Origin of the sequence: Arthrobacter sp. JUb115 (assembly GCF_004365035.1) — a bacterium.
Taxonomy (GTDB): Bacteria; Actinomycetota; Actinomycetes; order Actinomycetales; family Micrococcaceae; genus Glutamicibacter.
Map to the genome: position 1 here is coordinate 40,505 of NZ_SOBS01000004.1, position 25,952 is coordinate 66,456.

At 61.7% G+C, this 25,952-nt stretch carries 27 protein-coding genes, 1 tRNA gene and 1 riboswitch; of the genes, 12 read left to right on the top strand and 16 right to left on the bottom strand.

Going from position 1 to position 25,952, the window contains the following annotated elements; genetic code table 11:
* Nucleotides 1-28 precede the first annotated feature (28 nt).
* Entirely contained in the window at nt 29-3,211 is a 3,183-nt protein-coding gene (locus EDF61_RS07980; RefSeq protein ID WP_133833736.1) for an HAD-IA family hydrolase, read from the bottom strand.
* A 92-nt stretch (nt 3,212-3,303) separates the two neighbouring features.
* Between EDF61_RS07980 and EDF61_RS07985 the strand changes: the two genes are divergently transcribed.
* Nucleotides 3,304-4,281 carry a hypothetical protein gene (locus tag EDF61_RS07985; RefSeq protein WP_133833737.1) on the top strand — a complete coding sequence of 326 codons (978 nt, stop codon included), beginning with the start codon at nt 3,304-3,306 and terminating at the stop codon, nt 4,279-4,281.
* Nucleotides 4,282-4,290: 9 nt separating this feature from the next.
* Here EDF61_RS07985 and EDF61_RS07990 read toward each other — a convergent pair whose 3' ends face one another.
* The 9 genes from EDF61_RS07990 to uriH all read right to left on the bottom strand — a co-directional run bounded on the left by EDF61_RS07990 (nt 4,291) and on the right by uriH (nt 11,270).
* Nucleotides 4,291-5,010 (bottom strand): glycerophosphodiester phosphodiesterase family protein, encoded by a 720-nt coding sequence (locus tag EDF61_RS07990; RefSeq protein WP_133833738.1) that lies wholly within the window; start codon nt 5,008-5,010, stop codon nt 4,291-4,293.
* Entirely contained in the window at nt 5,007-5,801 is a 795-nt protein-coding gene (locus EDF61_RS07995; protein ID WP_105662188.1) for an HAD family hydrolase, read from the bottom strand. Before EDF61_RS07995 ends, EDF61_RS07990 begins: the two co-directional genes overlap by 4 nt.
* Nucleotides 5,802-6,701: a PfkB family carbohydrate kinase gene (locus tag EDF61_RS08000; RefSeq protein WP_133833739.1), complete on the bottom strand. Its 900-nt coding sequence runs from the start codon at nt 6,699-6,701 to the stop codon at nt 5,802-5,804.
* Between the two features lie 9 nt (nt 6,702-6,710).
* Nucleotides 6,711-7,376, bottom strand: a complete 666-nt coding sequence (locus EDF61_RS08005; RefSeq protein WP_133833740.1) for an alpha/beta hydrolase — start codon at nt 7,374-7,376, stop codon at nt 6,711-6,713.
* A gap of 14 nt (nt 7,377-7,390) precedes the next feature.
* Entirely contained in the window at nt 7,391-8,179 is a 789-nt protein-coding gene (locus tag EDF61_RS08010; RefSeq protein WP_133833741.1) for an enoyl-CoA hydratase/isomerase family protein, read from the bottom strand.
* Between the two features lie 42 nt (nt 8,180-8,221).
* A complete protein-coding gene (locus tag EDF61_RS08015) occupies nt 8,222-8,938 on the bottom strand; it encodes a LysR family transcriptional regulator substrate-binding protein (protein ID WP_133833742.1) in 717 nt (238 codons plus the stop codon).
* Nucleotides 8,939-9,026: 88 nt separating this feature from the next.
* Nucleotides 9,027-9,458 (bottom strand): universal stress protein, encoded by a 432-nt coding sequence (locus tag EDF61_RS08020; RefSeq protein WP_038992696.1) that lies wholly within the window; start codon nt 9,456-9,458, stop codon nt 9,027-9,029.
* A gap of 54 nt (nt 9,459-9,512) precedes the next feature.
* A complete protein-coding gene (locus tag EDF61_RS08025; RefSeq protein ID WP_133833743.1) occupies nt 9,513-10,211 on the bottom strand; it encodes a dienelactone hydrolase family protein in 699 nt (232 codons plus the stop codon).
* A gap of 87 nt (nt 10,212-10,298) precedes the next feature.
* On the bottom strand, nt 10,299-11,270 hold the full coding sequence (gene uriH / locus EDF61_RS08030) for a uridine-preferring nucleoside hydrolase UriH (protein WP_133833744.1): 972 nt from the start codon (nt 11,268-11,270) through the stop codon (nt 10,299-10,301).
* A gap of 149 nt (nt 11,271-11,419) precedes the next feature.
* On the opposite strand from uriH, the gene EDF61_RS08035 reads away from it, so the two are divergent.
* Together EDF61_RS08035 and EDF61_RS18750 are read left to right on the top strand one after the other, a co-directional pair.
* The gene (locus tag EDF61_RS08035) at nt 11,420-12,469 is read left to right on the top strand and encodes a LacI family DNA-binding transcriptional regulator (RefSeq protein WP_133833745.1); all 1,050 of its coding nucleotides are present in this window, start codon (nt 11,420-11,422) and stop codon (nt 12,467-12,469) included.
* A 3-nt stretch (nt 12,470-12,472) separates the two neighbouring features.
* On the top strand, nt 12,473-12,640 hold the full coding sequence (locus EDF61_RS18750; protein WP_166650740.1) for a hypothetical protein: 168 nt from the start codon (nt 12,473-12,475) through the stop codon (nt 12,638-12,640).
* Here the strand turns inward: EDF61_RS18750 and EDF61_RS08040 are convergent.
* Entirely contained in the window at nt 12,629-13,165 is a 537-nt protein-coding gene (locus tag EDF61_RS08040) for a YdeI/OmpD-associated family protein (RefSeq protein WP_133833746.1), read from the bottom strand. The two genes, EDF61_RS18750 and EDF61_RS08040, sit on opposite strands and share 12 nt — an antisense overlap.
* A gap of 78 nt (nt 13,166-13,243) precedes the next feature.
* Here EDF61_RS08040 and EDF61_RS08045 point away from each other — a divergent pair, with 78 nt between their 5' ends.
* Nucleotides 13,244-13,699, top strand: coding sequence for a 2-thiouracil desulfurase family protein (locus EDF61_RS08045; RefSeq protein ID WP_133833747.1), 456 nt, complete (start codon nt 13,244-13,246; stop codon nt 13,697-13,699).
* Nucleotides 13,700-13,784: 85 nt separating this feature from the next.
* Here the strand turns inward: EDF61_RS08045 and EDF61_RS08050 are convergent.
* Nucleotides 13,785-13,868: transfer RNA gene (locus EDF61_RS08050), tRNA-Leu, on the bottom strand.
* A 283-nt stretch (nt 13,869-14,151) separates the two neighbouring features.
* Here EDF61_RS08050 and EDF61_RS08055 point away from each other — a divergent pair.
* Genes EDF61_RS08055 through pknB form a run of 7 tightly spaced genes read left to right on the top strand, consistent with a single transcriptional unit; the run spans nt 14,152 to nt 23,413 of the window.
* Nucleotides 14,152-14,967, top strand: a complete 816-nt coding sequence (locus tag EDF61_RS08055; RefSeq protein ID WP_166650741.1) for an FHA domain-containing protein — start codon at nt 14,152-14,154, stop codon at nt 14,965-14,967.
* Nucleotides 14,964-15,443: an FHA domain-containing protein FhaB/FipA gene (locus EDF61_RS08060; protein WP_105658670.1), complete on the top strand. Its 480-nt coding sequence runs from the start codon at nt 14,964-14,966 to the stop codon at nt 15,441-15,443. Before EDF61_RS08055 ends, EDF61_RS08060 begins: the two co-directional genes overlap by 4 nt.
* Before the next feature lie 3 nt (nt 15,444-15,446).
* Complete coding sequence (locus EDF61_RS08065; RefSeq protein WP_105658671.1) at nt 15,447-16,841, top strand: PP2C family protein-serine/threonine phosphatase; 1,395 nt, start codon at nt 15,447-15,449, stop codon at nt 16,839-16,841.
* Nucleotides 16,838-18,235 (top strand): FtsW/RodA/SpoVE family cell cycle protein, encoded by a 1,398-nt coding sequence (locus EDF61_RS08070; protein ID WP_133833749.1) that lies wholly within the window; start codon nt 16,838-16,840, stop codon nt 18,233-18,235. Before EDF61_RS08065 ends, EDF61_RS08070 begins: the two co-directional genes overlap by 4 nt.
* A complete protein-coding gene (locus EDF61_RS08075; protein WP_133833750.1) occupies nt 18,232-19,692 on the top strand; it encodes a peptidoglycan D,D-transpeptidase FtsI family protein in 1,461 nt (486 codons plus the stop codon). Before EDF61_RS08070 ends, EDF61_RS08075 begins: the two co-directional genes overlap by 4 nt.
* Nucleotides 19,689-21,497, top strand: a complete 1,809-nt coding sequence (locus tag EDF61_RS08080) for a protein kinase domain-containing protein (protein ID WP_133833751.1) — start codon at nt 19,689-19,691, stop codon at nt 21,495-21,497. The genes EDF61_RS08075 and EDF61_RS08080 overlap by 4 nt, the downstream gene beginning before the upstream one ends.
* A complete protein-coding gene (gene pknB, locus EDF61_RS08085; protein WP_133833752.1) occupies nt 21,494-23,413 on the top strand; it encodes a Stk1 family PASTA domain-containing Ser/Thr kinase in 1,920 nt (639 codons plus the stop codon). The genes EDF61_RS08080 and pknB overlap by 4 nt, the downstream gene beginning before the upstream one ends.
* 9 nt (nt 23,414-23,422) lie before the next feature.
* Here pknB and EDF61_RS08090 read toward each other — a convergent pair whose 3' ends face one another.
* From EDF61_RS08090 to EDF61_RS08095, 3 genes are read right to left on the bottom strand one after another with little or no spacing between them, the layout of a single operon-like run.
* The gene (locus EDF61_RS08090) at nt 23,423-24,067 is read right to left on the bottom strand and encodes an anthranilate synthase component II (protein ID WP_105658676.1); all 645 of its coding nucleotides are present in this window, start codon (nt 24,065-24,067) and stop codon (nt 23,423-23,425) included.
* The gene (locus tag EDF61_RS18755; RefSeq protein ID WP_038992718.1) at nt 24,064-24,234 is read right to left on the bottom strand and encodes a hypothetical protein; all 171 of its coding nucleotides are present in this window, start codon (nt 24,232-24,234) and stop codon (nt 24,064-24,066) included. The genes EDF61_RS08090 and EDF61_RS18755 overlap by 4 nt, the downstream gene beginning before the upstream one ends.
* Before the next feature lie 8 nt (nt 24,235-24,242).
* The gene (locus EDF61_RS08095) at nt 24,243-25,016 is read right to left on the bottom strand and encodes a class E sortase (protein WP_133833753.1); all 774 of its coding nucleotides are present in this window, start codon (nt 25,014-25,016) and stop codon (nt 24,243-24,245) included.
* Nucleotides 25,017-25,237: 221 nt separating this feature from the next.
* Between EDF61_RS08095 and EDF61_RS08100 the strand changes: the two genes are divergently transcribed.
* Nucleotides 25,238-25,495 (top strand): cell division protein CrgA, encoded by a 258-nt coding sequence (locus EDF61_RS08100; RefSeq protein ID WP_105658678.1) that lies wholly within the window; start codon nt 25,238-25,240, stop codon nt 25,493-25,495.
* Nucleotides 25,496-25,555: 60 nt separating this feature from the next.
* On the opposite strand, the gene EDF61_RS08105 is transcribed toward EDF61_RS08100, so the two are convergent.
* On the bottom strand, nt 25,556-25,873 hold the full coding sequence (locus tag EDF61_RS08105) for a DMT family transporter (protein WP_105658679.1): 318 nt from the start codon (nt 25,871-25,873) through the stop codon (nt 25,556-25,558).
* Nucleotides 25,874-25,884: 11 nt separating this feature from the next.
* A riboswitch (guanidine-III (ykkC-III) riboswitch) is annotated at nt 25,885-25,950 on the bottom strand.
* Between the last annotated feature and the right edge of the window lie 2 nt (nt 25,951-25,952).

Below are 25,952 nucleotides of genomic sequence, written 5' to 3' on the forward strand. Positions count from 1 at the left end.
TCCTGCCTCCTTTTGCGTGCCCGGATGCTTACCAGGCCTTGTTGGGCACATCCACGCCGACGTCGCTTTGCAGCGAGAGCACATGCTCCAAGCTTGGCCGCCCTTCCAGCGTCGGGCCCTGGCCGGCGAGCGCCACGCTGACTGTCTGCCCCGGCTGCAGGTCCACCTGCTGGCCGCGCACCCAGATCGGACGGGAGAAGGCTCCGTGCAGGGTGAAATCAATGGCTTCAGCCCGCAAGCCCACGGAAATCCTCATGCCCCGCCACCCGAGGTTGAAGCGCAGGGCCCGCCATTTCTCCGGGAGCCGCGGATCAAAGCGCAGCTGGTCGTCATCGTCGCGCAGTCCCGCGAAGCCGTAGATCAGCGCCGACCAGACGCCACCGGTCGATGCCACATGCACGCCGTCAGCGGTATTGCCATGCAGGTTTTCCAGATCCACGTTCAGCGCGTGCTCGAAATACTCCCAGGCAAGATCGCGGTAGCCCACCTCGGCGGCGAGAATCGATTGCACTGTCGCCGACAGTGTCGAGTCGCCCGTAGTCAGCGGGTCATAGTAGTTGAAATCCGCAAGTTTCTGCTCGGCGGTGAAATCGCTGGAACGCAGCCACAAAGCCAGCACCGCGTCGGCTTGCTTGATGACCTGGAAGCGGTAGATCACCAGCGGATGGTAGTGCAGCAGCAACGGCCGCTTATCCGCACCGGTATTGGCCAGGTCCCAGACTTCGCGGTTCAAGAAATGCTCGTCCTGGGGGTGGATTCCGACCGTTTCGGAATACGGGATGTGCATGCAATCAGCGGCCTTGAGCCACAGGGCGATCTCCTCGTTTTCCAATGAGTGCCTGCTGGCCAGTTGCGCGAACTCGCGCGGATGCTCTTGGGCCATTTCGGCCAGCAGCTGGGCGCTGCGGCGCAAATTGAAGCGCGCCATGACATTGGTGTAGAGGTTGTCGTTGACTACCGCGGTGTACTCATCGGGCCCGGTGACCCCATGGATATGGAAACGCTCATTGCCCTGCTCGCCACGCCAGAACCCCAGCGAGGCCCACATGCGCGCAGTTCCCACGAGGATTTCGGCGCCGCCGGCCAGCAGGAACTCGTCATCCTCCATGACCCCGAGGTACCGGTTGAGCGAATACACCACGTCGGCATTGATATGGTACTGCGCAGTGCCAGCCGGATAATAGGCGCTGGCTTCCTCGCCGTTAATCGTGCGCCACGGGAAGAGCAGGCCTTCCTCGTTCATGATCAGCGCCCGCCGGGTCGCTGCAGGAATCATCGAGACCCGGGCGCGGAGCGTGTTGCGCGCCCACTGCTGGTTCGTATAGGTCAAGAACGGCATCACATAGATTTCGGTATCCCAGAAATAGTGCCCGGAATAGCCGTTGCCGCTCACGCCCTTGGCGCTGATGCCCAGGCCGTCGGCACGTCCGGCAGCTTGGGCGAGCTGGAACAGGTTCCAGCGGATCTTGCGCTGCAGCTCGGGCTCATCGCTCTCCACCACCACATCGCTGCGGTCCCAGTAGTCGGCCATGAAACGGCGCTGGGTGCGGAAGTGCTCGTCAATCCCCAACGGCACCAGGTGCTCCAAGGCCCGCTCAGAACGCAAGAGCATCTCCTGGGCAGGATGGCGCCGCGAGGAGTGGTAGACCGCGTACTTGGAGACGCGCACGCCTTGCCCGGCTTCCAGCCTGGTGCTGATCACTTCATCGGCGCGGTCATCGTCCACCTTGCGGACCACGGACAGCTCCGCCTGCGCTCCGCCAGTGGTGGCCACCTCGTGCTCCACCATTGCTGCTACCGACATCCCGGATCCGAAGACCTGGTACGAGATGCCCAGCCGGGCGCCATCGCGGTGGGTGCCCGCCGGATGCAGCGGGTTGGCCCTGGCTTCCTCGCTCTTGCGCGGATCGGCAGGAACCCCGGCATCGGTTTCCTCCGGGGAAGCCACCTTCCGGCTGGAGCGGTACCCGATGACCGAAGACTGGATCAGCACCTGCGCCGGAGCATCGAGCAGGCGCACGTGCACGTCCTGCAGCGCCACGTGGCGATCCGTGAAGGAAATCATTGAGCGGGCAGTGACGGCTACCCGGTGCCCCTCGGCAGTTCGCCACAGGGTGTGCGCGGTCAGCGTCCCGTCAAGGAAATCCAGGCGCAGCTCATCACGCAGCATCTCCGTGCGGCCGACTTCCAGGGCTTCGTCATTGATGAACACGCGCATGGTCCGGAAATCCGGGGCGCTGATCATGGTCTGTCCGGTTTCGGCCAGCCCGAAGGCGCTCTCGGCATGGCGGATTTCCCAGGTCTCATGCAGCCCGTTGATGAATGTGCCGCCTCCTTGGTCCCCCAGACCCAGTTGCGCAGCCCGTGCACCCAGAAAACCGTTGCCCAGGGAGAAAACGGTGTCTTCGGCGCCATCGCTGTCTCGCTGGTTCCCGCGCCACAGCGACCAGGAGTCCTCTTCCCAGGCCTTGGCTGCTTGCTCGGAGACCAGTTCGGAAAGGTCATGAACCACAAAATGGGCCCCTGCATCCAGCAAGGCGGCCTCATTGCCTTCGCGGGCCACGCCGATGACTCCGAAGCCTCCGGCACGCGCTGCCCTCACCCCGCTGGTGGCATCCTCGATGACGGCGCATTCTTCCGGACGCCAACCCAGATCGGCGGCGGCAGCCAGGAACGTGTCCGGGGCCGGTTTGCCCGCCAGCCGGCGCGCAGCAGCTTCCTGGCCGCTCATCACCAATGGGAAGTGCTCGGCCAGTCCTGCGGCAGCAAGTACCACGCTGGCATTGCGCGAGGAGGACACCACCGCGACGTCCAGCCCGGCATCCAGCACCTGTTGCAGGTAGGCCACGGAGCCGGCATAGGGGTCGATCCCGTCGCGCTGCAGCACTTGGGTGAACTTTTCGTTCTTCATATTGCCCAGCGCGCAGATGCTGCCCTCCCCCGGCAGATCGCTTTCATCCCCGCGGGGCAAGCTAATGCCGCGGGATTCGAGGGTGGCCGCCACCGCGTCATAACGCGGACGGCCGTCAAGCAGGTTGAAATAGTCCTCGGCAGTGTATGGGGCCACGCCCGGGTGCTTGTCGAAAAAGGTGGTGAAAAGTTCTTCCCACGCCTTGCGATGCAGCAACGCGGTAGGAGTGATCACGCCATCCAGATCAAAGAGGACGGCCTTGTAATCACGATGTCGGTACTCAGGACGAAAAGCGTTCACAATCGAAATCCTTCGAAAGAGGAGCGAATTACTGGCCGTAGTCCTTACCGTAGCAACTGAACGCGCTTGCTTCGACATACTACGATAAGAATGTGGCTCAGTGGATAGATGTATGGAATAGCGAAGACTGGCGTGAGGCAACCGCCGAGTGGATCGATGCTGCGTGCGAGGCATATGGCATTCAGCGCACCGCAGGACCGGATTTTTGGCCCGCAGATTTGCACCAGATCCAGGCGGCGGTTCAGACCGGTGCCGCAGATCTGATCTTCAGCGCCAACGCTCCGGGGCTGGCTTCGGAACCAGCGATCACGGTCGCTGCCGGCCAGCTGCTGCCCGATCGCGTGGTGATGCCACTGGCTATCGACCGGATCGCCGGCTACATGCTCAGCCCGGATTTCGGGCACACCCTGGCGGATCTGGGCGATTCGGTGGAGAACTGGGAGCTGGCCATGGCCTCGCTCGGTTCCTTTCAGGTCGCACTGATGGGCCACGAGGAAGAATTCTTTGATTCCGGGGTCACCGTGGTGGACCCGCAGTTCCTGCCCGAGCAGTACGAGCAGGCGCTGATGATGCATGTGTCCCTGGACCCGGCACACCCGCTGTACCTGGATGGATCCATGGCGGACAAGATGGTTTCGCATCTCGATGAGTTGAGGAGGGCCACCGCTGCCCTTCATGCCGGTGCGGTGCCGTTGAGCATCGAGCAGGGCAACTTCGATCTGTCGCAGGTGGTGGTTCCTGCCGAGGCCGGAGACCACGGCCGCATCCTGAATCTGTCCTCCGCGCACTGGGCTCACCCCTTCTCATCCCTGAACACGCCGCTGGCCGCCATGTGCGAAGCGTGGGATTGCGATACCGGTGATGAGCGAGTGATGAAGGTGCTTTTCGCGTACCTGGACCAGTTCTCTGCCTACGGCTCAGCAGATGAGCTGTACGACCTGATTAATCCAGCCTGCCTGGTTGCGCCGCTGTCGCAGCACGAGACCTGGTTGCGCCTGCTCCTGGATGCCAGCGACGAGCAACTGCAGGAGCACGCCGAGACCGTTTTGGGAACCCTGGATATCTCCTAGGGCCGCAGTTCAAGAGCCCAGAACCCTGGCCAGCAAGGCCGCGTCATCGCTCATGATGGCGTCGGCCTTGCGCTCCATCAGCAGCCGCATGGTCGGCTCGTCGTTGATGACCCAGACATGCACCTGGGCGCCGGCTCGGTGGACCGCCTTGATGAATCGACGGGTCGCTACCGGCAGCATGCCCTGGTTCAGCGGCACCTGGACCGCCCAGAAGCCTGCCAGCAGCCGCTTGGGAACCCAGCCCAGCAGGTGGGCGCACAGCCAGATGGCGACAATTTCCCGTTGACCCGGCGAGCGCCGTATCGGAGCGGAAAGCAGGTGGCCGACCGCGGCGCTGCGTGCCGTGGAGAAGGACGCGAGGGCAATTCGCCGATGGGCTTTCCTGCGCTCGATGAGCTCGGCCAGCGGGCCGATCACGTGCTCGTCCTTGACGTCCAGGTTCAGTGTGGCGTGCGGGAACGCATCGAGCAGTGCATCAAGCGTGCACAGCGGTTCCCCTCCGGCCCGCACCATTGCCAGCTGCTCGTCGGTGAAGTCGTTGAAATTCCCGCTCGCGTCGGTCACCCGGTCCAGGCTCTGGTCATGGAACAGGTAGACCGTGCCGTTGGCTGAGGCGTGCACATCCGATTCCAGATGGGTGATGCCCAGGTCTGCGGCGCGCTGGAAGGCTGCCAGCGTGTTTTCCTCGTTGCCCGTGCGTACGCCGCGGTGCGAAAAGGCGTAGGTCATTTCAGCAGGCCTTCAATGACCTGGGCTACCCCGTCATCGGCCAGCGAGGGTGCACGGAAGCGGGCGGAGGCCAGCGCCATGGGGTGTCCGGAGGACATCGCGTAGCCGTGGCCGGCGTATTCGAGCATTTCGATGTCGTTGGGCATGTCGCCGAAGGCCATCACTTCAGCTGCGGCAATTCCCAGGCGCTGGCAGTATTCATGCAGCGTGGTGGCCTTGTGGATATCCACATGCGCCATTTCCAATAGGGAAACGTCGAAGGCGGAGTGGGTCACCGATACCAGTTCTGCCAGCTGCGGCTCAACCGAGGAATAGAACTTGTCTATCGGCAGGTGCTGGGAGCGGGCAAGGAATTTCACGATGCCCTCGGAATCAATTGACTCGCTAGTCAGATCCAGGACTGCCTGCACCCCGAAGTTGTGGTGGCGGTCGGCAAAGCCTTCACCCAGGTGCAGCCCCTTGGTGGTCTCGGCAGCGAAGGACGCGCGCGGTTCCAGCTCCAGGATGATTTCGCTCGCCCGCCGCGCGGTAGCCGCGCTGAGCGTGCGCGACCAGATCACTTCGTCTTGTTCCAGGTCGTAGAGCACCGCGCCATTGGAGCAGATGACCGTGCCCATCCCGCCGAAGGCTTCAATGATCGGGCTCAGCCAGCGGAAGGGGCGTCCGGTGACAAAGACGATCTGGATGCCAGCGTCGCGGGCTTGGATGAAGGCACGTTGGGTGCGTTCGGAGATGGTGCCGTCCTTGGCGACAATGGTGCCGTCGAGGTCCGAGGCGATCAGCTTGATCATCTACAGCTCCTGGCGGCGTGGCGGGTTCGCCCCGGCACGCTGCACGGTCACCGCGGCGGCCAAGGCCGCGAATTCCAGGGCTCGCGAAAGCTCCGCAATCTGCAGCTGGTTCAGCTTTTCGCGGTTGGCCGCGCCAATCAGGCCATGTTCGGCCAGCCAGCACAGCAGCGCGGCGGTGAAGGTATCGCCGGCACCCACGGTATCGGTGACTTCCACCGACGGCGCAGTGAATTCGGCGTCGCCGGCGCGAACGACGCCCCAGGACCCGCGCGAGCCTGCGGTGGACACCACGATCGCGGGACCCATGTCCAGCCAGGCACGGGCCGAGTCCTGGACCGAGCGCATCGGGTACAGCCACTTCAGGTCGATGCCGGAGACCCGCACCACGTCGGCCTGGCCGACGAATCGCTCGACCTCGGCCACGGTCTGCGAATGGTTGGTGACCAGCGACGGGCGCAGGTTCGGGTCGTAGCTGATGGTGGCATGGGTGCGCGCGGCCGAAAGCAGCGGCAGCAGTTCTCCGGGGCTGAACAGGGTGGCGATGGAGCCGGTGTGCACCAGCTCGGCATCCTGGGCCAGCTCCGGCCCGATGGTCGGCATCTGCCAGTAGGCGTTGAACGCGAAGGCCGCGCCGCCGGCCGGGTCGAGGATGCCATGGGCAATGACGGTGGCCTGGTCATCGGCTCCGCCCAGGTATGCCACGTTGTTGTCCTTGAGGTAATCCTCGATCTTGCGGCCCTTGTCATCGGCGCCCCAGCGGGAAATCAAGGTTCCCGGGTACCCCAGGCGGGAGAGCGCAACCGCGACGTTCAACGGGCTGCCGCCAACGAACTCCTGGGCTGGGGCAATGCCGGAGGCCAGGACGTCAACGAGGGCCTCGCCGATCACGGTCGGGTTCATGCTGCTCCTTCAGTAATGCAGTGGGGACAGGGCACGCACGCAGGCAGCCCATTGGCTGCTGTGCGGATCGATCCAGGTGTAGTGGTCGCCCGCGAACAGCGAGAAGCTGTGCTCCTGTCCGAGCGCAGCCGCTTTCTGGGCTGCGATACGGGCAATTCTTACCGGAACATCGCCATCGTCCCGTCCATGAAAGATTACGACACGGGCATGCATTGGCCATAATTCCACCGGATTGCAGGCGCCCAATGGCGCGCCTGCGAGCATCTCGTCCACCGCGCTGCCGCTGAGCTTCAGGCGCTGCGCCGTTTCAAGGTCCAGGACCCCGGCCTGGCTGATCACCTGGGAGACCCGTGCATCATGGGCGGCCAACACGCAGGCCAATTGCGCTCCGGCTGAATGGCCGATCAGCGTGATCGGCCCTTCTTCCTTGACCAGGCCCAGCGCGAGCCGGGCATCGGCCAGCATTTTCGCCGCGCTGCCCGGCCCACGCCGGTATTCGAGGTTGTAGGCAGGGATCCCGCGGGCGGCCAGATCCTCTGCCAGGGGCACGCCAAGGCCAGAGGTGTACTTTTCACGCCAGTATCCGCCGTGGATGATCATCACCGCTCCGCGAGCGGTGGTGCGTTCCGGCTCGTAGAACCGGACCTGCTGGTCCGGGTGCGCCCCGTAGTGCATGGTCGGCGCCCCGGCTAGTTGCCCGGGAAGACCGCGGCGCGCTTTTCGACGAAGGCGGCACGGCCTTCCACCGAGTCGGCGGTTCCGAAGGCCTGCTGGAAGGACTGTGCTTCAACCAGCAGGGCGTCATGGGTGTTCAGCGCGTCCATGTCCACCATCGCGGCCTTGGCATTGCCAACGGCCGTCGGTGCCACCTTCGCGATCTCCTCGATGGTGGCCACGGCCTGGTCAATCAGTTCCCCGGCCGGGATAACGCGGTTGGCCAGGCCAATGCGCAATGCTTCCTCGGACTTGATGCGGCGGCCGGTGAAAACCAATTCACGGGCCATCGCGTTGCCGACACGTCGCGGCAGGCGCACCATGCCGCCAAAGCCGGGCACCAGCCCGAGGTTGACCTCCGGCTGCCCAAAGCTGGCCGTCTCGGAAGCGTAGATGAAATCGCAAGCCAGGGCGAGTTCGCAGCCGCCGCCCAGGGCGAAGCCGTTGACTGCGGCGATCACTGGAACCTGCAGCTTCTCCAGGCGTTCGGTGACCGCGTGCATCTGGCGCCCGTAGGCCAGCGCCGCCGCCGGGTCCATTTCGCGCAGCTGCACGATATTGGCGCCGGCGACAAAGGACTTCTCGCCGGCACCGGTGAGGATCACGCCGCGGTATTCATAGCCGGTGGCCTCGAACCAGTCCAGGAAGGCTTCAAGGTCGTTGACGACCTCTTTTGCCAACGCGTTCAGCGACTTCGGCTGGTTGACGGTCAGGATGAGGGCCGAGCCCTGGGTGCTCAGGCTGAGGGTATCGAATTGCTTCATACCCCTAACTCTCTCACGTAACGCGCGTCACGTATTGGATTGTCAGCGGTGCTTGCGTGGCTTTGCCTTGGCACCCTGTGGCTTCTTGGATGAGCTCTTGGCCTGCTGTTTTGCCTTGGCTTGGGCTTTCGCCTTGGCCTTCTTCTGCTCATTGACGCGCTTGGCCTTCTGCTCCTGGTTGCGCACCGAAGTCTGGCGCGATGAGCTGGCGGTACGTCCGCGCACAATGCCGATGAATTCTTCGAGCAAGGCGGTGTCTTCGGTGGCGGTAGGCCAGGCGATGCCCACCTGGGTTGGCGAACCGTCTTCAATGAAGCGCACCACCACGTCCTTGCGGGCGAAGAGCCGGGCAATGGACTGCGTGGTGCGCAGCACCTGGGCTCCGGAAGCGACAACTTCCATCGCTACCGGAATGCCGCCCACGGATTCCGGGTAGTCGGCCAAGTCGAGTTGCGGGAAGGACTCTACGGTCTCCAGCGGAACGGATTCTTCGAAGTACTCCACGTCGTGGTCTTTGCCCGCGCAGACCACTTCGAGTTCCTCGTAAAGCGGGATGACGTGGCGCGTTGCGTCCTTGGGCGAGTCGCCGCGATAGCGCACGAATACTGCGTCAGCCTCGCCATTGGCCAACAGATCCAGGATTTCCCCCTCATCCAGGCGCCAGGCTTTCAGCTCGATGGCAGGATAGCGTTCCTGGAAGCGGTCCATCCATTTGCCGGGGGTGACGCCGGTTGCGTAGGCGATTCGAAGTTTCTGCACGGGTTAAGCCTACGCTCTGCCGGGTTAAATGGCGCAGGCGGGCACCGGTGAACCGGTGCCCGCCTGCGTCCGCGCAAGCCGGGGAGGCCTACTTGTCGGTCTTGACGACCAGAACGTCGCATGGTGCCGAGTGGGCCACCGAGGAAGCTACCGAACCGAGCACGCGGCCCAGGCCCTTCATGCCCACGTTGCCGACAACGATCATCGAAGCCTTGCGGTCCTCGGCGTCGGAGATCAGCACGTCACCTGGCTTGCCGTGGCCGGCAGCAGCGGTGATCTTGACGCCTGGCACAGCGTTCTTCACGTCGTTGGCTACGCGCTGGGCGAGCTTGCGGGCCTGCTCTGCGTCATCCAGGATCCAGGTATCGGAACCGATGGAAACGACCTCGGTGTTATCCGAAGCGTGAGCGGTGATGACCACCAGGTCAGCGTCGAGCTTGACGGCGAGTTCTGCAGCGCGGCGGGCTGCGCGCTGTGCGGTTTCGGAACCGTCTACGCCTACGATGATGGTTTCAGACATATTGTTCTCCTTATATGAGTGATGCATTAAGTGATGGGTAACACTTTATGGCCTTCAGGCCACTTTAGCCTGCAAAAAGTCCACGGCGCGCTGCCATGCGATGGCAGCCTGTTCGGGATCGTAGTTGCCGGCAGGGTTCTCGTCGTTGTGGAATGCATGATCGGCGTCGTAGTAGAAGTACTGGACTTCCGCGCCTGATTCCTGGCGAATCTGCTCTTCCTGAGCCTTCGCCTGAGCCGGCGAGTACATCTGGTCCAGGTTCGCGTAGTGGCCCTGGATGGCCGCGCGGACTCCGGAAAAATCGTTGGGCACACCCTGGCCGACGCCATAGAAAGGCACGGCCGCGGCAATTTTCCCGCCTTGCTGGGCAGCCATCTGCAGCACGAAACCGCCACCCATGCAGAAGCCGATGACGCCCAGCTTCTCGCTGGTGACGTGCTCATTGGCCAGAAGGTAGTCCACGGCACCGCTCAATAGCTGGGCCCCGGCGGCTTCCGGGAGCTGGGACATCATCTGCCCGGCTTCTTCACCGTCGTGGGTGACCCAGCCTCCATAGAGGTCCGGAGCCAGAGCCACGAAGCCCTGCGCGGCCAGCCGGTCGGCAACGTCGCGGATATGGTCGGTCAGACCCCGCCATTCCTGGATCACGATGACCCCAGGGCCCTTGCCGGACTCCGGCAAGGCGAGATAGCCATGCGCTTGCGCGCCTGAAGAAGGGAAAGTCACGTTCTGGTGCGGGGTTTTGTCCGCCATGGTGCCTCCTGCTCTGCGTGTGCCTCCAGTTTATGCAGGTCTGGACGCCATTGGCATTGACCTGCCCCACATTGCGCCAAAGTTGTTCTATTTTCCGAGCGTGACCTCGCCGATACGTTCCAGCGCATCGACCACCAGATTCCAGAAGCCTTCGTGATCCAGGTCCACCGCCACGGAAGTATTGCAGTCGGCGGAAGCCGGCGCGCGGAAGTCCGTGACGGTCATCCCCAAGGTCAGCTCGCCACGCAGCTCAACACTGACCGGGGCCTTGACAGTGCGCACGATATCCGGGTCGATCACGTAGGCCACGGCGCATGGGTCATGCACCGGCGGTGCATCGAAGCCCTGGTGGTCTCGGTAGGCCCGGGCGAAGAAGTCCATCAGCTCGCGCACGAAGGTCGATGGGCCGGTGCCGATCTTCTCGATGCGTTCAACCACCTCGGAGGTGGCCAACGCCTGGTGGGTCAGGTCCAATCCGACCATCACCACCGGCCAGGCCTCGTTGAAGACGATGTGCGCAGCTTCAGGATCGATCTTGATATTGAATTCTGCCACCGCCGACCAGTTGCCGGTGTGGTAGCCGCCGCCCATCAGCACCACTTCGCGCACGCGTTCAACGATGCGCGGTTCCTTCCGGGCCGCCAAGGCGATATTGGTCAATGCGCCGGTGGGCACCAAGGTGATTTCACCGGGTTCATGGCTCATCACCAGGTCGATGATGACGTCCACGGCGTGGCGCCCATCGAGTTCGATGCCCGGCTCCGGCTGGGCCGGCCCGTCCATCCCGGAAACCCCGTGGACGTCTCCCGCGGTTTCCACTTCGCGCACCAGCGGACGGGCGCAGCCGGCCGCGAAGGGAATGCCGGTAATGCCGGCGATGGTACCCACGGCCAGCGCGTTGGCAGTGACCTTATCCAGGGTCTGGTTGCCGGCCACGGTGGTCACGGCTAGCAGGTCGATCTTGGGATTGCCATGGGCAAGAATCATTGCCACGGCGTCATCATGACCCGGGTCGCAGTCCAAAATGATCTTGCGCGGGGCATTGCAGTCCTGGGTCATGGCTTCTTCCTTCGCTCTGCCAGCTGGTGGCCGGTAGCTAAGTCGTGGGGCGGATAGGCATCCTTTGATAATTCTTTCGCGTCCCCATGCTATCGTCAAGCGCTTAACGCAAAGCTGTCGCGTGTCACAACTCCGACTACGATGGAGCCATGAAGAATGGTGAGAAGTCCGGCAACTCGCGCGCTCCACGCCGCGTGACCGCAGCGATGGTAGCCGAACACGCCGGCGTTTCCACCGCAACGGTCTCTCTTGTTGCCAACGGGAAGTCGGCGGGCCGGGTCTCGGCCGCGAATGAGCAGCGCGTGCGTGAATCAATTCGCGAACTGGGCTACTTCGTCGACAGCATCGGCAGCTCGCTGGCCAAGGGCGTCAGTTCGCTGGTGGTCCTGGTGGCCCCGGATATCTCCAACCCCTTCTTTGCCAAGGTGATCGCTGGCGTGCGCTCGGTATTGGCTAGCGACTACCAGCTCCTGCTCTCGGTCACGGATGCCGGCGTCTCCCCCAGCGCCAGCGAAACGAGGAAGATCATGGGCCTCCGTCCGGCCGGGCTGCTGGTCCATGCCCCAAGCCAGGATTTCCTCGAGGAAATTTCGAGCAACCTCCCGCTGGTGGCCCTGGATGCCCCGGGCATCGATCCATCGATTCCTGCCGTGAATATGGACGTCGCCCAGGGAGCGCGGGAAGTCGTAGCCCATTTCGCTGCACAGGGACACACCAAGGCCGCCTACCTGGATGCCAGCACCGGCACCGAGACCCTGGCAGTGCGCCGCGAGGCCTTCCTGGCGGCGTCAAGGGAGTACGGCATCGAAGTGCTGCCATCTTCTGTTGCCAGCTCGATGATCGACGTCACTGCGGCTTCAGCAGCCTTTGGCCAGCATTGGCCCAAGTGGCATGAATCGGGCGTGACCGCACTGGGCTGCGCAACCGATAACCACGCTTTCGGCGTGCTGCATGCTTCGCGCCTGCTTGGTATCCGCATTCCGCAGCAGCTTGCGGTGGCCGGATTCGACGACCTTCCCTACTCGGCAACGTCCAGCCCTTCCATCACTTCCGTGCAGCTCAACGCCCAGGAAGGCGGACGCCAGGCCGCATTGAAGCTGCGCGCGCTGCTCGATGGAAAGACCCCTGACCCACTGCAGACAATGCTGCCCAGTTCGTTGATTGTCCGCGGATCGACGCTGGGCAACAAAGGAGACTAGCCGGTGAACATGCATAAATGGCCTGCCAAGGTCACTGCCGCCATCGCCCTGCTGATTGCCTTGGGGCTGATCGTCATGTCCAGCGGAGTGCTGGGCCTCATTACCGGCCCGGCAACCCCACCGGGCACCGGCATCGAATCCGCCGCGCGCAGCTGGGTGCTACTGGATTAGCTTTCCGCTCTTCGAAACTTCGGGATCGGTGCATGAGGACAAATCAAAGCAGCACGGCCGGCGCTTGCCATCACGCAGCTTGGAAATACTGGCCTCCACTCGGCGTTCGCGCGTGGAAGGGTTCTTGGTCGCACCGATCCAGCGTACCCATTCCCAGCGGGCCATGGCAGTGAGCCCTGCCCACATCTCATCCAGATCCCCAGCCTCGCCCAGGGCGCCGGCCAGGTCTTGCGGAATCCCTGTTTCCGGCCAGGTTCTAGCGACCCGGGCGGTCAATTCCACTTGATCCCCCGCCTCGGCCAACAGCTGGGGCGCGCCCTGTCCATCGAGGGCCAACCAGTGGCCTCGGCGCCCGTCGGGATCTATTACGACCACGTGGCCTTCATGCGCCTGGAGAAGTTCCACCGCAACCTGTCCGCGGCTTGGCAACTTGTCGCTGGATTCCTGGTCGAGCCTGATTATCTTCCGATCGTTGACCAGATCTGCAGTTCCATTCAGTTCGAATATCTCATTGGATACCGCCATGGGAATTCCCCTTCTCCGTTGTCCAAGGGCAGTCTATGGCACGGCGGCATTGCGCTTCCACGTGGCTAGACTGCTGTTATGACCCAACCTCCGCTGCTCGTTAGTTCCTGTCTGGCCGGCATCCCTTGCCGCTACAACGGCAAGGCGAAGGCAAACCCTGCCATCGTCGAGGCCGTGGCACGAGGAGAAGCCGTTGCGGCCTGCGCTGAGGAATTGGGTGAGCTCCCTACTCCGCGTCCGCCAGCGGAGATTGTCGGTGGCGATGGCCACGACGTGCTGGAAGGCCGGGCCTGCGTGATCGACATCAACGGCGAGGACATCAGCGGGCAGTTCATAGCTGGTGCCCAGAAGGTTTCGGATCTAGTCCAGCACCAGGGAATCACCGAGGCGATCCTGCAGGATCGCAGCCCCTCGTGCGGCTGCGGCACCATCTACGATGGCTCGCACACCGGAAAACTCGTTGCAGGCGATGGCGTACTGGCCGCCCTGCTCAAGCGCCGGGGCGTCAATGTCAGCGCGCCACCGGCAAACTGACACACCCTGCAAGATAACGATTCAGTTGCTCTTTTAAACAAAAAAATAACCCTCGATCCGAAGATCAAGGGTTATTTTCCATTTGTGCGCGAGGGGGGACTTGAACCCCCACGACCTTGCGATCACTGGCACCTGAAGCCAGCGCGTCTACCAATTCCGCCACTCGCGCATATTCTGTTTTCGTTGCCATCGTTCTTTGCAACAAGAAATAGCTTACACACTCATTTTCCGTTCACCTAATCGAAACCCTGATTTGTGGTTAGGGACACATGGGAAACCTTTTTGGGGCATTTATCGTTGATATTGACGCACTTGAGCCGCTCAAGGATTTTTCGGCATTTGCACAGCTGAAAACAGTAAGATCGAATATGAAGTTCTGTGTTCACAGCTTGGACGGCGTGAATGCAGGCTCGCAATAACCAGCCATGGACCCTAAGGAAGGAGCACGAATAATGGGCTTTCTCGACAATGTCGAACGCGGCTTAGAGAAGGTCGTCACTAGCTTCTTTCGTGGCACCAGCACCGCAGATCTCAAGCCAGTCGAACTGACTACCGCGCTACGCAATGACATGGACCGCGGAATCATGCCAATCAGCGAGGGCCGCAGCCTTGCAGCCAATGACTTCGTTGTCTCGCTGAGCACCAAGGACTACAACACCGCGCAGGGTTGGGGGCGGGGCGTCGTCAACGAAATGGCAAAGGTCACCGCTGAGCATGCGGCAGCCCAGGACTACTCGGTCCACGGCGACATCACGATCCATTTTGTTTCCAAGGACGATTTCAAGCCCGGAGAAATGGAGATTGCCAGCTCGGTCAAGGAGTCCAGCTCGCGCCCAGCAGCCTCGGCTCCGGCAAAAGAGCGAGCAGCAGCGCCCGCAGCGCCATCCGCCACCCCGCCGACAACCGCACAGCCACGTCCATCGGTCCGTCCGATTGAAGAGATCCCCAAGAAGCCCATGCAGAAGCAGGCAATTCTTGAGGTCGCTGGACAGCGCTACGCCCTGCATCACCACTCCATCGTGCTGGGCCGTTCGGCCAGCACCGATATTCCCGTGGATGATTCCGGCGTTTCCCGCCAGCATGTGCGCGTCGAAACCCGCGGCAAAACCAGTTTCGTCGTCACCGATCTGGGTTCAACCAATGGAACCTACGTGGACGGCAAGAAGATTTCGGAAGAAACCCGTATATTTGACGGTTCGATCATTACTATCGGACAGACAAAAATCGTCTTTCGGCTGATTACCTCGAACAACGGAGGCCGCGCGTGAACGACCTGGTTCTAAGCTTGTTCCGATTGGGCTTTTTGGTCCTCATCTGGCTGCTCGTATTAAGCGTTGTCGGATCGATGCGCCGCGACTTGGCCATCGGATCGCGGGCACGCACCGGCAAGCCCAGCGCTCGGGAACTGAAGAAGAATCCAGAGCTGGCGGAACCAGAAGTGCCTGCGCGCAAGGCCGCCACGTCATTGGAAGTTGTTGAGGGCCCACTGGCCGGCAGCAGCATTCCCCTCCGCGGCCAACCGATCATGTTCGGGCGAGCTCAGGATGCCACCGTCGTTCTCGATGATGACTACGCTTCGGGACGCCATGCCCGCCTGTTCCCGCAGGGATCGCGCTGGTTCATTGAAGATCTCGGCTCAACTAACGGCACCTTCGTGGGTGACAACCAGCTCTCACGCGCCCAGGCAGTGGAGCCCGGCCAGCGAATCCGCATCGGAAAGACTGTCCTGGAATTGAAGCCCTAGCCTATGGCCCTCAAACTAAAATTTGCTGCGAAATCCGACGTGGGGCGGGTTCGCAAGAAGAATGACGACTCCGCCTACGCCGGCGCGTACCTCGCGGTGCTTGCCGATGGCATGGGCGGACACGTCGGCGGTGACGTGGCGTCAGCCTCCACCGTGCTTGATTTGGTGCATCTGGACCACGATGGCACCGCAGATCCGCAAAATGCCCTGCCGGATGAGATCCAGGCCGCCAATTTGGTGCTGAATGAACTCGTCGGCGCCAACCCGAAGCTTTCGGGGATGGGTACCACCGTCACTTCCCTGCTGCTCTCGGGAAGTACCCTGCACATGGCGCACATCGGCGACTCCCGCGCCTACCGCTTGAAGCACGGGGTCTTCGAGCAGATCAGCAAGGACCATACCTTCGTGCAGCGGCTGGTCGACGAAGGCCGCATCAAGCCGGCCGAGGCCGAGGTCCACCCGCATAAGAACGTGCTCTTGCGCGTGCTGGGCGACTCGGATGCCTCCCCGGAACTCGATGTCGACCAATTCGAGGCAGAACCCGGCGAACGCTGGATGCTGTGCTCTGACGGACTCACCGACGCGGTGCCGGTTCCGGTAATCGAGCAGATCATCCGCACTACCGCCGATATGGATGAAGCGGTCAACGACCTGGTTGCCATCACCTTGAAGAATGGTGCGCCGGATAACGTCACCGTGGTGATGTTCGAGGTTGTCGAAAACGCTGTCGTCGAAGGCGAAGCGCCCGCCGAACCAGAACCCGCACCGGATACCGGCCAGCTCACCATTGCCGCCGAAGGCGATGTCGAAGCCAGCGCTTCGCTGCTCCGCCATGAGATTTCCCAGCGTCCCCACCTGCTGGTGGGCGCCGCCCAGCTTGCGACGCAAACCGGCCAGATCCCGGTGGTGACCCAGCACACCGGCGAACGCCGTGCAGCTGCCTTGCTGACCCACCGTTCCCCGGCGGCCGGCGAGGTGCTGGATCCACTGGATGCTCCGGTGCAGCAGCGCCGTTGGATGATGCCGATCCTGCTGACCTTGACGGCTTTCTTCGTCATTGCCCTGGGCGTCTGGGGCTACATGTGGACCCAGACCCAGTACTTTGTTGGCACTGTCGATGGAAAGGTCGCAATCTACAAGGGCGTTCCCCAGGAGCTCGGACCGATTTCGCTCTCCGAGGTCGACACAGTCAGCAAGGTGCCGCTCGAAGCCCTGCCGGAGTATTCACGCCACCGCGTTGAATCGACCATCTCGGCAGAGAACCAGCAGCATGCCCAGATGATCATCCAGGAACTCCTGGTCACCGCGAAGCAGAACTGCCCGGTCACCGTTCCCGGATCCTCGGATTCCGCCAACCAGCTCGAACTGCCCGCCTACTGCCAGGAGATAATGCAATGACCGAAGTGCAAACCGCACCGGTGCCACGGCGCAATCTCGAGCTGCTGCTGGTGCTGCTGGCCCTCTGCGTGGGCGGTGCCGCGTTCTATCTGGTGGGCAGCTCCACCGAGGATGTCGACAACACCGACTTCTACGTGCAGATGGGCATCCTGGCGGCACTATCCCTGACGGTTCATGTGCTGCTGCGCATCTTCGCCAAATATGCCGATCCAGTAATACTTCCGATTACGATTGCGTTGAACTCCCTTGGCTTAGCCATGATTCACCGCATTGACCTGGCTAAGGGAACGTCCCAGTCGGCGCGCCAGCTGCTCTGGACCGCCATTGCCATCGTCATTGCTTCGGTCGTTCTCTGGGCAATCAAGGACCACCGCCTGCTGCGTCGGTTTACCTATATCGCCCTGCTGCTATCGGTCGTATTGCTCCTGCTTCCGTTGATTCCCAAACTGGGTGTCACGATCAACGGTGCCCGCATTTGGATCCGCATGGGCATGTTCTCGCTGCAGCCAGGCGAACTCGCGAAGATCACCTTGTCGATCTTCTTCGCCGGTTATCTCTCGTCGAACCGCGACTTGATCCTGATGGCTGGCCGCAAGTTCGGACCGCTGCAGCTGCCCCGCCTGCGGGATATGGCTCCGATGGTTATCGCTTGGCTGCTCTCCATCGGCGTGCTCGTGGTGCAGCGAGACCTCGGTTCCGCGATCCTCTTCTTCGGCCTGTTCATCGTGATGATCTACGTGGCAACCGCGCGTATTTCCTGGGTGCTCATCGGTGCCTTGATGGTTGTCGCCGGCGGCATCGTCGCGGGCCTGACCATGAGCCACGTAACCCGCCGCCTGGACGTCTGGCTCAACGCCTTTGACCCTGCGATCTACCAGGCCAAGGGTGGCAGCATGCAGATCGTAGAAGGCTTATTCGGCATGGCTGACGGCGGCTTGTTCGGCACCGGCCTGGGCGCGGGTTCCCCCTACCGTGTTCCGCTGGCCAACTCCGACATGATCATTGCCTCCTTCGGCGAAGAAATTGGCCTGATCGGCGTGGCCGCGATCATCCTGCTCTACATGCTGCTGGTCTCCCGCGGCTTGCGGGCCGCCTTGGGCTCGGCCGATACCTTCGGCAAGCTACTGGCTGCAGGCCTGTCCTTCACCCTGGGCCTGCAATGCATCGTGATCATCGGAGGCGTCACCCGGCTGATCCCGCTGACCGGCCTGGCAACGCCATTTATGGCCGCCGGCGGCTCATCGCTGCTGGCGAACTGGATCATCATCGCGTTGCTGCTCCTGATCTCCCACAACTCGCGCCGCCCGAAGACTGGCGGCGTAGGACCAACCGATGAATTTGCAAGTGCCAGCACGGCCCTTACCTCCAGCACCAAGGCGGTGACGAAAAAGTGAATCATGCAATCAAGCGCGTTTGGGTTGCGCTAACCGTCCTGTTCGTCATCTGCCTGGGTGGACTGAGCTACATCCAGTTCTTCGACGCCAAGCCGCTCTCGGAGAATGCGCTGAACAAGCGCGAACTCTACCGCGAGTTCGACCTGCCCCGCGGCGCGATCCTGGTCGACGGCAAGCCGATTGCCGAATCCGTTCCGACCGATGATGGCCAGTTCGAATTCCAGCGTGTTTACCACGACGCGAAAACCTACGCCCACCTGACTGGCTACTATTCGCTCGCGAATGGCACCACCCAGCTCGAATCGCAGCTGAACGACTGGCTGACCGGCACGAGCTCGGATCTGCTCTTCGACCGCTTGTCGGCCATGTTCACCGGTACCCGTTCCGAAGGCGCCTCGGTTGAGCTGACCATTGACGGGCAGTTGCAGAAGACTGCCTTCGAAGCGATTCCTGACAACTTGAAGGCCACGATCATCGTGACCAATCCGAAGACCGGTGACATCCTGGCGATGGCTTCCAAGCCAAGCTACAACACCAACCTGCTGGCGGTGCACTCGACCTCCCAGGCGGCCCAGAACCTGAAGGACATCAGCAACACCGACGGCTTGAGCCCCTACCGGAACCCGGCCATCAGCAACCCGGTGACCCCAGGTTCCTCGTTCAAGATCCTCAGCACCGTTGCGGCCCTGGAATCAGGCAAGTTCGATATGGAAACCCCCATCGACAATCCGGTGTCGGTGAATTATCCGCATTCGACCGCTAAGATGAACAACTTCAATGAGGGCATCTGCGCGCGGGATACCCGGGCAAGGCTCGAGTTCATCTTTGCCCAGAGCTGCAACACCCCGTTCATGGAAATCAGCCAGACCGTCGGCAAGGATGCCTTCACCGAGGTTGCCGAGCGCTTCGGCTACGGGCAGCAGCTGAGCATCCCGCAGAATGTTGTTCCAAGCGAGTTCCCTTCTGCTGAGGCCAATGAAGCGCAGATGGCGCAGATGGCAATCGGCGAATGGGAAAACAAGGCTACTCCGCTGCAGATGAACATGGCCGCCATGGCCATCGCCAATGACGGCGTGATCATGAAGCCGAATTTGATCGGCAAGGTCATCGCGCCGGATCTTCGAGTTATCGAGGACCCGAAGCCGGAGAAGTTCTCCACGGCCACCACCCCGGAAGTTGCCGAACAGCTCACCGAGCTGATGGAAGGCCCGGTTGTGAGCGGTACGGCCATGAATGCCCGCGTTCCCGGCGTGGATTTCCGAGCCAAGACCGGCACCTCGCAGCGACCGTCAGAGAACGGAGTCCGCATGGTGAACTCCTGGATGACCGGTTTCGCACCGGCCGATGATCCGCAGGTTGCCATCACGGTCAATATTCAAGACGTAGATTACAACACCGGCCACAACACGGCAGGTGCACTTATGAAGACGATGTTAGAGGCGGTGTTCAACAAGTGAGGCCAGTAACCGGCACCACCTTGGGCGGTCGTTACAAGCTGACCGACCGCATTGCGATCGGTGGCATGGGCGAAGTTTGGAAGGCACGAGACCAGGTCCTAGGACGTCTGGTAGCGATCAAGATCCTCAAAGAGGAATACACCGATAATGAGAGCTTCCTGACGCGTTTCCGCGTGGAAGCACGCCACACCGCGCTGCTGAACCACCCTGGCATCGCTGGTGTCTTCGACTACGGCGAGGAACAGGGCTCCGCCTATCTGGTGATGGAACTGGTTCCCGGCCCGCCGCTGTCCACCATTATCGAGCGCGAGCGCAAGCTCGACGTGGACCGTACGCTCTCGCTGATCGCGCAGACCGCCCGCGCGCTGGCAGCAGCCCACGAGCACGGCCTGGTGCACCGCGATGTGAAGCCGGGTAACATCCTGGTGATGCCTTCGGGCGTCGTGAAGATCACCGACTTCGGCATTGCCCGGCTTGCTGACCAGGTTCCGCTGACCGCCACCGGGCAGGTAATGGGAACCGCCCAGTACTTGGCCCCGGAACAGGCCACCGGGCAGATCGCCACCGGCAGCTCTGACATCTACGCCTTGGGCGTGATCGGCTACGAGTGCCTGGCAGGACGCCGCCCGTTCACCGGCGAATCGCAGATCGCCATCGCCCTCGCACAGGTCAACGATGCTCCCCCGGCGCTGCCGGACACCATCCCGGCACCGGTACGCCAGCTGATCATGTCGATGCTGGCCAAGAACCCGTCGGATCGCCCGAAGGACGCAACGGCGCTGGCGAAGGCCGCCGATGCACTGCGCTCCGGTGATACCAATACCGCGACCTTGGCCGTTCCCGGCATGCTGGCCACCGGTATCGCCACCGACGCAACCCAAGTGGTCAACATGGGTAACGACGCCACCCAGGTGGTGCCGCGTGCTGATTCCGCGCCGACGATGACCAATGCGATGCCGACCGTGGTGGAACCTGCCGGCGCTACCAGCGGTTTCTCCGGGTCCAGTGCCGCAGCCGGCGGATTCGATGACGAGGACGTGGATACCCAGGATCCGGCTGGCGAGGCCGGGGCCAAACGCAGCCCTTGGCTGGTCCCGCTGATCGTGATCATCGCGCTGGCCGCCGTGATTGCCTTGCTGGCGTGGCTGATCCCTGCCATGAGCAGCGACAAGGACAATCAGCCGACGGCTTCGGTCACGCAGAGCACCGATGTTTCCCAATCCCCTTCTCCGACCGAGGAATCCACCGATCCTTCGGAAGAAACCACCGAAGCATCGGAGACCTTCGAGTCCTCTTCCCCGACCCCGAGTGAAACCGTGACCTACGTAGAGGTTCCGGCCTCGCTGGTGGGCCAGGATATCGACACCGTGACGGCAGAGCTTGAGGGCAAGGGCCTGGTCGTTGACGCGACCCCGCAGGAAACCAATGAGTACGACCCACGCGAAGTCATTTCGCTGAACCCGACCGGCAGCGTCGAAAAGGGCGAAACCATTTCGATTACCTACGCCATGGCTCCCGAAACCGTTGGCGTTCCTTCGGTAACCGGCATGGGCTACGAAGCTGCGCAGCAGCGCATCCAGGACGCTGGGCTGGCCGTGGCCAAGGGCGAGGAACGCCATGACTCTTCGGTCGCTGGCACGGTGCTTGCGCAGGACGTTCCAGCCGGCAGCGAAGTAGAGCCGGGCACCACGGTGACCCTGGATATTTCCATGGGCCCAGAAGAACCCGAAGCATCCGAGTCCGCTACCCCGTCGGCATCTGAATCCCCAGAAGCTGCAGAGCCGGACCAAAGCGAAGCGCCATGAGTGAAGTCGAAGCCTTGCCCCCCGGCTTGCCACGGTTGATCAACGATCGCTACGAGATCGAATCGCTGGTAGGCCGCGGCGGCATGGCGGATGTCTATCTTGCCACCGACCATGTGCTTTCGCGCAAGGTCGCGGTCAAGGTGCTGCGCCCGGATACCGCAAGCAACCCCATGGTGGTCAATCGATTCCGCCGTGAAGCCAAGGCCGTCGCGGGCCTGAGCCATCCGAATATCGTTGCCGTCTACGACACCGGCGAGCTGCCTGCTACCGATCATAGCCGTGAGCGCTTGCCCTTCATGGTCATGGAATACGTGACCGGCCGGACTCTGAAGCAGGTGATCGCTTCGGGCGATGTCGACGCTTCCTTCGCTGTGCACGTCACCCGCGGCGTATGCAATGCCCTGGATCATTCGCACAATAACAATGTCGTCCACCGCGACATCAAGCCGGCCAACGTGATGGTGACCGATGCCGGCCACGTGAAGCTGATGGACTTCGGCATAGCCCGTGCCTTGGACACATCGGCGACAATGACGCAGACCGCCGCTGTGGTGGGAACCGCCCAGTACTTCTCTCCTGAGCAGGCACGCGGCGAACAGGTCGATTTCCGTTCGGATATCTACTCTGTTGGCTGCCTGTTCTACGAGCTGATGACCCAGCGCCCCCCGTTCACCGGTGATTCGCCGGTTTCGGTCGCGTACCAGCACGTTGGCGAGATTCCGTCAGCGCCCAGCGAGGTCAAGCACGACGTTGACCCGATCTTCGACCCGATCGTTTCCAAGGTTCTGTCCAAGGAACGCGATGACCGTTTCCAGAGCGCAGGCGCTTTCGCGGCTGCGTTGGAAGATGCACTGAACGGCATTGAATTCCATGATGACGAACCGGCACCATCAACCTACACCTTGCCGATATACGGCATGCACGGCGAGACTGAAACCGGGTTCATCGCGCAGTCAGCGCCAGGCACCAGCCAGCACCCGGTCTTCGTCGAAGATGAGGCTCCCGAAGCTCCTGCACGGCACAAGTCCAACCGCGGCCTGATCATCCTGCTGACCATCATTGCCCTGATCGCTGTGGGTATCGCCAGTTTCCTGGTGATCCGCTCGATCCAGGCCGAGGCTGAAAAGCGTGCCCCAGTTGCTGTGCCCAAGGTCCTGGAGATGTCCGAAGACGACGCACGTGAATTGCTGCGCGATTCCACCTTCCAGGTGCGTGTAGAGCGGGAATTCAGTGATGAAGTAGAGCAGGGCAAGGCGACCCGAACCGACCCGGCAGAAGGGTCCATGGTTTCCAAGGAATCCACGGTTGCGCTATTCATTTCCGATGGTTCGGAACAGCGCACGATTCCCAAGGATCTGGCGAACCAGTCCGAGACGGCTGCCCGCGATGCCCTGCGTGAAGCTGGCCTCGAAGTGGGTGAAGTCAGCCGGGAGAACTCTGCAACCATTCCAACCGACTGGGTTATTGGCACCAGCCCGGAGCTGGGCTCCAAGGTGAAGGCCGGCAGCGAAGTCGACCTGATCCTTTCTACCGGCATGGTGACCGTTCCGGTCGTTACCGAGATGAGCCGTGAGGAAGCTGAAGAGAAGCTCTCTGCGGACGACATCGGGTTGGAAGTTCAGTTCGATGAGGTGGCAACCGACGACTACCCTGAGGGAACCCTGTTCAAGCAGTCCCCCGAGGCCTCGGAGGACGTGGCTCAGGGAAGCCTGGTGAAGATTTCTGTGGCCAAGGCTCCGCCGGCACCAGAACCAAGTGAAGAACCATCGCCCAGCGAGACCGAATCTCCAGATTCAGAAGAATCCGATGATCCGTCCGACAGTGCTTCTCCTACCAGTGACGCTCCGGCTCCTTCCAATGGGAAGGGCCCGCCAGATCGGACTAACCCGCCACGGGAAAACGGGCGCGACCGATAGGCTGCTAGGCTACTCTCCGCTGAAGAGCGGGCTCAGGGTCGTGGCCTTCTTGGCTGCCCCCTGAAGTCCTACGAATTCCAGCCAATTGCCCAGCATCTGGTATCCCTGCTCGGTCAGCACCGACTCTGGGTGGTACTGCAGGCCCCATAGTGGTGCTTCCCGGTGCGCCAGCCCCATGATGACTCCCCCGGCGGTAGCAGCGATGATTTCAAGCTCAGCAGGGATGCTCTCGCGTACGGCTGCCAGGGAGTGGTAGCGCGTTGCGGTGAAGGGGTTGGCTACCTGGTTGAAGACCGGGTGGTTTTCGTGGCTCACCAGCGAGGTCTTGCCGTGCATAAGTTCTTCGGCGTGCGTGACCGTGCCGCCATAAGCTTCAGCGAGCGCCTGATGCCCAAGGCAGACACCGAGCATTGGCTTGCGCTGCTGCCCGCACCACTTGATCAGATCGATGCTGACACCCGCTCCTGCAGGCTCGCCCGGGCCCGGGGAGATCAGCACACCGTCGTATTCCGCAGCCAACTTGGTTGCTTCCCCAACGCTCAAATCGTCGTTGCGGTATACGGTGGTTTCCGCGCCCAGCTCCTGCAGGTAACCCACGAGGGTGTACACAAAGCTGTCGTAGTTATCGATCACGAGGATCCTGGTGCTGCTCACGGGGTGCTCTGGCCAATCGTTGAATCGGTGAATGGGCTGATGTACTGGTTCAGCCATGGGAAAACGTACATCATCAGTAATAGCACGATCGCGGCAATGAGAATCAATGCTTCAAGAATACGAAGCCACAAAGGGCCGGGCAGATTTCTAAATATCCAGGCGTACATCTCTTCTCCTAGCTCGTTGCGTCGATGACCATGTCACGGATTTCCTTCGGCGGACCTGCATCCAGTGGACGCCAATCGGTGAGTTCCGAATACGCGATCATGCGTTGCTGGGTCGAGTACTTCGGATGGCAGGTGGTCATGGTCAAGATGGACTTCGTTGGTTCCACTCCCCACTGGTGCGGGGTAGGCAACAGGACATCGCCATTGGATGGAGCCACAATCTCGGTGGCATACCAGGTGTAGGTGTAATACCCCTGTGCAGTCTGCAGATAGATTTTGTCGCCGTCTTGCAGCTTGTCAATATCCCAGAAGACCTGGCCATGGGTCTGGCGGTGGGCCGCGACGGCGAAGTTGCCCAGCTCCCCCGGTTGCTGCGTGCTCGGGTAATACCCAATGCCGAGATTATCGATCACGTGGTCTTCCACGCCGTAGGTCACCGGGTGGTGCGATCCGCTAGCGCCAAAGCGCGGGAAATACATGATCCCGAAAGTTTCTCCGGGAGCCACTTCCGTGACCGGAGCCGGACCGTAGTCCTTCTCCTCTTCCTCCTCGTTGCCTTCCGGCACCACGACCTCGCCAAGTTCTTGCACGAGGTTTGCGGTGACTTCCTTCTGGGCCTGGGCCGAGTCGATATTCGTCCACCACAGTTCCCACACCACGTAGAGCATCAGCAAGATGCCAAGGGTGATCAGCAGTTCGCCAAAGAATCCGGCAATACGGTTTCCTGCCGACGGTCGTCGGTGCTGCATGCGACGTCCCTGCGCAGTGGCTGATCGGTTCACGGCGGTCTGGCTCCTTAGGGGAAAGAAATGCGCGAAATAGGTCAACTAAGATGGGTCGATACTGGCCAAAACCCAGAGTTCCAGCGGGTAACGGCTAGTATGGAAGCTACGTAGGAATGCACTAAGCAGTTCTCAGCATTCTTGCACCCAAGCCTACCGGGAAGACCTGAAGGTCACCCACATTTACTACATTAAGCAGATGAAGCCGAGGGAGCATTCGAGTGCCGGAGTCAAAGCCACGACGCAAGAAGAATTCACAGCCGCAGGAGACGCGCCAGAGCGCCCATGCCATCGATAAGCCGATGCCAGGCTGGTACAAGCCAGTCATGTTCGGACTGATGCTTCTGGGCCTGCTGTGGATCATCGTTTATTACGTTTCGCAGACCCTGTACCCGATTCCGAATATCGGCGGTTGGAACATCGTTGTCGGCTTCGGCATTGCGATGGTCGGCTTTTTCATGACAACGGGCTGGAAATAGCCGTATCGCCGGCCCCCTACTGAGGGGGCCGGCGAAGTTGTTTAATGGCGGCTTTTGATATTAGTGGCTGACGGCTTTCAAGCCGATGATGCAACCAACCAATCCGAGAATGAAGACCATCTTCAGTACGCTGAAGGCTTCCTGTCCGGTGGCCATCGAGTAAATGACGGCAAGCGAGGCTCCGATGCCTACCCAGATGGCATATGCAGTGCCGACGGGAATTTCCTTCATGGCGTAGGCCAGTCCACCCATGGACACAACCAGCGCCGCGAAGAAGACGATGGTCGGAACGAGTTTGGAGAACCCCTCGCTCATGCCAAGAGCGATGGCCCATACCGCTTCGAATAGTCCGGAAACGATCAAAATTACCCAATGCATGCCAGATACTTTCTGGCCGTCTTGTCGCGCTCCGGGTACGGCTCCCTCGTCCGGGTCCAAGCAATGATTGCTGGTGACC